This window comes from Aquaspirillum serpens DSM 68, assembly GCF_000420525.1.
Taxonomy (GTDB): domain Bacteria; phylum Pseudomonadota; class Gammaproteobacteria; order Burkholderiales; family Aquaspirillaceae; genus Aquaspirillum; species Aquaspirillum serpens.
In genome coordinates this window covers 83,342-89,362 of record NZ_ATVC01000004.1, presented here as the reverse complement: position 1 = coordinate 89,362, position 6,021 = coordinate 83,342, and the positions used below count along the sequence as shown (strand labels likewise).

Annotated in this window: 6 protein-coding genes; 2 read left to right on the top strand and 4 right to left on the bottom strand. The window is 43.2% G+C overall.

Annotated elements, in window-relative coordinates; translation table 11 throughout:
• Positions 1-49: 49 nt before the first annotated feature.
• Positions 50-208 carry a hypothetical protein gene (locus G465_RS15705; RefSeq protein ID WP_022652784.1) on the top strand — a complete coding sequence of 53 codons (159 nt, stop codon included), beginning with the start codon at positions 50-52 and terminating at the stop codon, positions 206-208.
• A gap of 332 nt (positions 209-540) precedes the next feature.
• Positions 541-2,388 (top strand): DUF262 domain-containing protein, encoded by a 1,848-nt coding sequence (locus tag G465_RS0101875; RefSeq protein WP_022652783.1) that lies wholly within the window; start codon positions 541-543, stop codon positions 2,386-2,388.
• A gap of 383 nt (positions 2,389-2,771) precedes the next feature.
• Here the strand turns inward: G465_RS0101875 and ubiB are convergent, their stop codons facing one another.
• From ubiB to G465_RS0101855, 4 genes are read right to left on the bottom strand one after another with little or no spacing between them, the layout of a single operon-like run.
• The gene (ubiB, locus tag G465_RS0101870; RefSeq protein ID WP_022652782.1) at positions 2,772-4,304 is read right to left on the bottom strand and encodes a ubiquinone biosynthesis regulatory protein kinase UbiB; all 1,533 of its coding nucleotides are present in this window, start codon (positions 4,302-4,304) and stop codon (positions 2,772-2,774) included.
• A gap of 22 nt (positions 4,305-4,326) precedes the next feature.
• On the bottom strand, positions 4,327-4,902 hold the full coding sequence (locus G465_RS0101865) for a ubiquinone biosynthesis accessory factor UbiJ (RefSeq protein ID WP_022652781.1): 576 nt from the start codon (positions 4,900-4,902) through the stop codon (positions 4,327-4,329).
• The gene (ubiE, locus tag G465_RS0101860) at positions 4,899-5,633 is read right to left on the bottom strand and encodes a bifunctional demethylmenaquinone methyltransferase/2-methoxy-6-polyprenyl-1,4-benzoquinol methylase UbiE (RefSeq protein WP_022652780.1); all 735 of its coding nucleotides are present in this window, start codon (positions 5,631-5,633) and stop codon (positions 4,899-4,901) included. The genes G465_RS0101865 and ubiE overlap by 4 nt, the downstream gene beginning before the upstream one ends.
• A gap of 21 nt (positions 5,634-5,654) precedes the next feature.
• Positions 5,655-6,020, bottom strand: coding sequence for a gamma-butyrobetaine hydroxylase family protein (locus tag G465_RS0101855; protein WP_373277218.1), 366 nt, complete (start codon positions 6,018-6,020; stop codon positions 5,655-5,657).
• Position 6,021 lies beyond the last annotated feature (1 nt).

Genomic DNA, 6,021 nt, shown 5'->3' with positions numbered 1-6,021 from the left:
TGTAATGGTCTAATGTCAGCGGACAGTAAGATAGGGGGATGAAGAAGGTATGAAAATATTTCTCCGCAGCATGATCGAAACAAGGTTTGGTCAGTCATTACCAGATTGGGTGTTGTCGCGGTTACGGATGGCGACGCCGGAACAATTACAGCAATGGGGCATCTCGTTAACCAGAGCGCAGCGGTTGGAGGATATTTTTGAGGTTTAACCAATCTAGTAGGGATGGCCCCCTGTGCTTGCCCTGATATTTGTATCTGTGGATGAATACCCCTCGGAGTAAAAAAACTACCCCACCTAATTCAGGGTGAGGCGGTTTGGAGTTACGTACGGTGGTGTTTTGCCGTTTGCCGATGTGGTGGGGACAAAAACGTACTCACCCTACCTGACTAATCAAATGTGTTATTTTTTGGTTGTCATTAGACAAAATTTGTTGTCTAATGATATTGACTATCTTGTTTCAAACAGGCTATCACCTAAAAAAATCTAGGTGCCGTTTTTTGTATCATGTCTCTCTTGTTTAAATTTTCTATTGGATAAAAAATGGAAAAAGTAACCCGCAGTACGTTAATCAAAGACAAAATTTTTTTGATCCCTGAATACCAAAGAGAATATTCATGGGAGTTAGAAAATTTAAAGGACTTTCTTCAAGACATAGAACAAAGTAATGGGCAACATATTATGGGGTCTATTCTTGTTGTTGATGCTACAAAAGAAAGTGCAGAGAAAAGATTAGATGATATTCAGTTTACTGAACAAGATGGCTTGATGATTGAAGAAACAGCGACAGCTACACCGATAAAAGTTTATGAAGTAATAGATGGGCAACAGAGAATTACTACTTTATTTATCTGCTTAGTTGCATTGATGGATACACTAAAAGATAAACCATTTGCCAAAATGATTGAATCTGAGATTTATCCGGAGATAATGAATCATCAGCTCAAAGAGTTTAAAAAAATCCCAGCATTAATACAAAACATCGACTATAAACTTACAAAGGATTTTTTTACAAAACCAACTATTGGTCAAAGAAATGGTCAAAGAAAATCAGTAAAATTAATGATTGAGGCTTATGAATTTTTTAGGGGTAAATTTTTGAAAAAAGAGCCCGATCCAGAAAAATTCTTAAGGCAATTAAATAAGTGTTGTGTTTTTTGGTGGCAGAAACTAGAAAGTGACTTTCAGGCTAACATTGTTTTTGAATGTCAAAACAACAGAGGTGTTCCATTAACAGAACTTGATAAGTTGAAAAATCATTTAATCTTTAAAGTTTCAACATCTGATGCATCTGATACCCGGAAATTAGAGGTTTTGTCAGAAATAAAAGCATCTTGGAAATCTATCTTTATGTCTTTGTCTTCAAGGGGTATATATGATAGAGGATGTGAAGATAAAATATTATCTATAACAGTTAAAATACTGTATGACGAAACTGAAAGTAAGAGTTTATTGTGTATTAAAAATATTTTATCTAATCATTCCGGAGATGAACTCCTTCACCAGATAAGTTATTTAGTTAATCACTTATCAAGATTTTCTAAAGTGTATTCAGAGATTGAATCTCCAGAGCGCCAAGATGGTCATTATTTTCTACCATTGAAGGAACTGCAAATAACATATCCCTCGAATTTTGTACCTATTCTTATGGCTGCGAAGTTAAAATTCTCAGAAAGTGATTTTTATAGTGTATGCGATTTAGTTCGAGATGCAGCGTTTTGGGTTTATGGTGTTTTTGACAAAAAGACTAACTATGGAAACAATGACATTTATAGACTGGCTGTAGAAATTTATATGTCTGAATCTGTGGATGGGGAAAAATCTCAGGCTAATAAGAAAATTCTTTATAAAAAAATAAACAACTTTGATGAATTTAAAGAAAGATTTATAGAAACGTTTATTATTCGTGCAGCTAAGAAGTCTACTAGCGAAGATTTACATAAAGATATGATGATTAAATCGAGCGATTCTTTTGTGCTAAAAAAAGCAATAGTGTATGCTTTTGAGGTTGAAAAAGGTTCTGCTGAGAGATGTTTCTTTCTCAAAAAGGAAAAAGATAAATTTAGCAAAGATAAATTTAGCCTTGATCAATATTTTCAGAAAGATTATTTTGAGAATCTGGCAAAAAACCCTAAATTTGGAAACCCAAAAAAAAATAAAAAACGAGAAGAAGAAATAGACTCCCTTTTTAATAGAACGGCAAACAATTACTACAAAGGTGGTTATTCAGAAGGTTTACTTAAGAAAATTCTACTGAATACTGAACATCCTGACTTTCTCAAAATGAAGGAAAAAATTTATGAGGAGTATGATGATTACCAGTATCAGATAGAGTCTGCTGCTCTTGCATTTTATAGGGCCGGCGATTATTTTGAGATAGAAGAAGATTAGACTTCCCGATATTACTAACAAAGTTCTCAAATAATTGAGGGCTTTGTTATTTTTAATATGCTTAAAACGGCATTCCCAGCCTAAACATAACTGAAAATAGCGATTTGAAACAACTGGTACCTAAAGGCTACTTGCTGCAATTGATCGACCAGCACATTATGTCGCCAATTTTAACGCAATTTCTTTCTTGATTTCTCATCAAATAGAAATAACCACATGATTGGCACCCTCCGATTTTTAGCCCGCGTTGAGCGGGCTTTTTTGTGTCTATGCTCGGGGTTTTGGGTAATCTGCCAGAGTTCTGGATTAATATTTAATCTGTACGGTGTCGTCACCACGAAGGGGCAACGCACCATAACGCTTATCTGATTAAACAAGCAGATTTATAACTTCACCGCCAAAATCACGCATAACACCGCCAAAAGAATGGCAATTAACCATAACAATCCATTACGGCGTTTTTCAGTCATCAACAGATGTTGATAGGCGCTCACCATCATGTCACGGGCTTCATTGACTTGTAACGCCTCATCAAGCTTGCGCGGCAGCTGCGGCAACAACGTGGCCCATTGCGGTGCTTCTTGTTTCAGCTGCTTAACCATCCCGCGCCAGCCCATTTGTTCATTCATCCAACGAGTCAGGAAAGGCTTTGCTGTTTCCCACAAGTCAAGATCAGGGTCGAGCTGCCGTCCTAAACCCTCGATATTCAACAGCGTTTTTTGTAACAAAACCAACTGTGGTTGAATCTCTACATTGAAGCGGCGGCTGGTTTCAAATAACCGCAGTAACACCAAACCAAAGGAAATTTGACTCAACGGTTTTTCAAAAATGGGCTCACAGACCGTCCGCACCGCTGCCTCTAATTCTTCTGCTCGTGTGTCTTTCGGTACCCATCCCGACTCAATATGCGCTGTGGCCACGCGGTGATAATCGCGGTTGAAAAAGGCTAAAAAATTCACCGCGAGATAATGTTTATCGTATTCGGTGAGACTGCCGACGATGCCAAAATCGAGCGCAATATAACGCCCATCATCGGCAACAAAAATATTCCCTGGGTGCATATCGGCATGAAAAAAACCGTGCCGAAACACTTGGGTAAAGAAAATTTCCACACCAAACCGAGACAGCTTTTGCAAATCAACGCCAGCTTCGCGCAAGCGATCAATTTGCCCCACCGGAATACCGCGCATCCATTCCAACACCAACACCTCACGGGTGCAGTAGTCAAAAAACACCTCCGGCACAATTAGCTGTGTTGAGCCGGTGAAATTGCGGCGCAGTTGTGATGCGTTGGCGGCTTCGTGCATCAAGTCGAGTTCATCATGCAAATACTTGTCAAACTCGGCCACCACCTCACGCGGCTTCAATCGTTTGCCGTCGGCTAAATAACGCTCCACCAAACCAGCAAGGGTTTTTAACAAAGCCAAATCTTGCTCAATGATGGCTTTAATCCCTGGGCGCAACACTTTCACCGCCACTTCGCGCCCTGCTGAACCATCGGCTTGCCGTAGGCGCGCATAATGCACTTGCGCCACTGACGCACTGGCAATAGGCGTGCGATTGAATTCAGCAAAAATCTGGTCGAGAGGTTTCCCCAGATTTCGCTCAATTTGCGCTACCGCCACATCACCGGAAAATGGCAACACGCGATCTTGCAGTTTAGCTAGTTCATCGGCATAAGCAGGCGGCAATAAGTCGCGGCGGGTAGAGAGCACCTGCCCAAACTTCACAAAAATCGGCCCCAAACTCTCAAGCGCCAGCCGGACTCGCTCGGGGAGCGGTTTCTCAATATCACGAGCGGGTAAGTGGCCTAAGAGACGGCGAACTAAACTTAATTTCGGGTGATGAGAAAAAAGTTCGTCTAGGCCGAAGCGATAGAGGGTGAGAAAAATTTTACGAAAACGGGCTAAGCGCATGCAGGATCCGAGGCGAGAAGGGTTAAGAATCTGACAAACGGCGGTCGAGTTGCTCGAGACGTTTTTCTAATCGCGCTGTGGCATCACGCAATTCATCGACCTCACGGCCCCATGCCCGTACTGCCGTTTGATTGGCCAATACCGACTGTTCATCACGTAAATACTCGACCACATTTGCAACTAGCCGCTGTTGTAGGTCTTTTTGATATTGCCAGCCCTGCTGTAATCGACGCTCGATACGACTTGCAGGGACATCGCCCAGCCAGTGCGATAACTCCTCGCTGAGATCCCAACGTAGACCCGCGAGGATTTTTGCCACTGCTAACGCTAAATCGTGATCTCCAGCTAAAACAGCATCGTGATGGGTTAAGGTTTGTCCAGAAACGCGCTTAAATAGCGCCGATGGGTTGAGCGTAATGTGGGCTTCTGGCTCACCCTGAGCCTGTGCCAAAAACCCCTCACTCATCACCACCCCACTCACCTGAAACACAGGGAGCTGCAAAGCAATGCGTCGCCCAGCAAAAGCAGCCAGCGCATGACGACGTTCAGGGTGTTGTTTTAGCAGATGATTAAACGCAGCAAGTGGCAGCGAGATCACAGCTTATATCCTTTATGTAGGGCAACGACACCAGCAGAGAGATTGTGATAGTCCACCCGCACAAAACCGACTTCTTCCATCATGGCTTTTAAAGTCGCTTGGTCGGGGTGCATCCGAATCGACTCCGCCAAATAACGGTAACTTTCAGGATCATCGGTGATCCATTTCCCCATCAACGGCAGGGCCTTAAATGAGTAGAGGTCATAAAATGGCGTCAGGGGTTTCCACACTTTGGAAAACTCTAACACCAAAACTTTCCCCCCCGGCTTAAGCACGCGCAGCATTTCTGCCAATGCAACCTCTTTATGCGTCATATTACGCAAGCCAAAGGCCACGCTGACACAGTCAAAGTAATGATCGGGGAAAGGCAGTTTTTCCGCATCACATAAAGCCACTGGCAGGGCATAGCCTTCATCTAACAAGCGGTCACGCCCCACAGTGAGCATCGAACTGTTGATATCGGTTAACCAGACTTCCCCCTCGGCACCAACCCGTTCACGCCAACCGCGAGATAAATCCCCCGTTCCCCCTGCAATATCCAACACCCGTTGTCCACGTCGCACCCCCGAGGTTTCAAGCGTGAATTTTTTCCAGACACGGTGGATGCCGGCTGACATGACATCGTTCATCACATCGTATTTTTGTGCCACTGAATGAAACACTTCAGCAACCTTACGCGCTTTTTGCGATTCTTCCACAGTTTGGAAGCCAAAGTGAGTTTGCTTATCCATAGCTAGCTATCCATCAAAAATTTAGGCATCACGGCTGGCACCAGCTTGTGCCAAACGGTCGAGATATTGTTGCCAATAGTCGGCTTGGTGTTGACCAAGGCGATAGAGATAGTCCCAATCGTACAAACCACTGTCATGGCCGTCTGAAAAGACCAATTTCACTGCGTACTGTCCTACAGGCTCCACTGCCACGATATTGACATCGCGCTTGCCGATTTGTAGCACTTCTTGCCCCACGCCATGACCACGTACTTCTGCCGAAGGCGAATAAACCCGCAGATATTCACAGGGCAATGCAAATTGTGCGCCATCAGAAAACACCACGCGCAGTTGGCGTGCCGTTTTTTGTAGCACGATTTCGGTCGGGAAACATGAGGATGACATCATT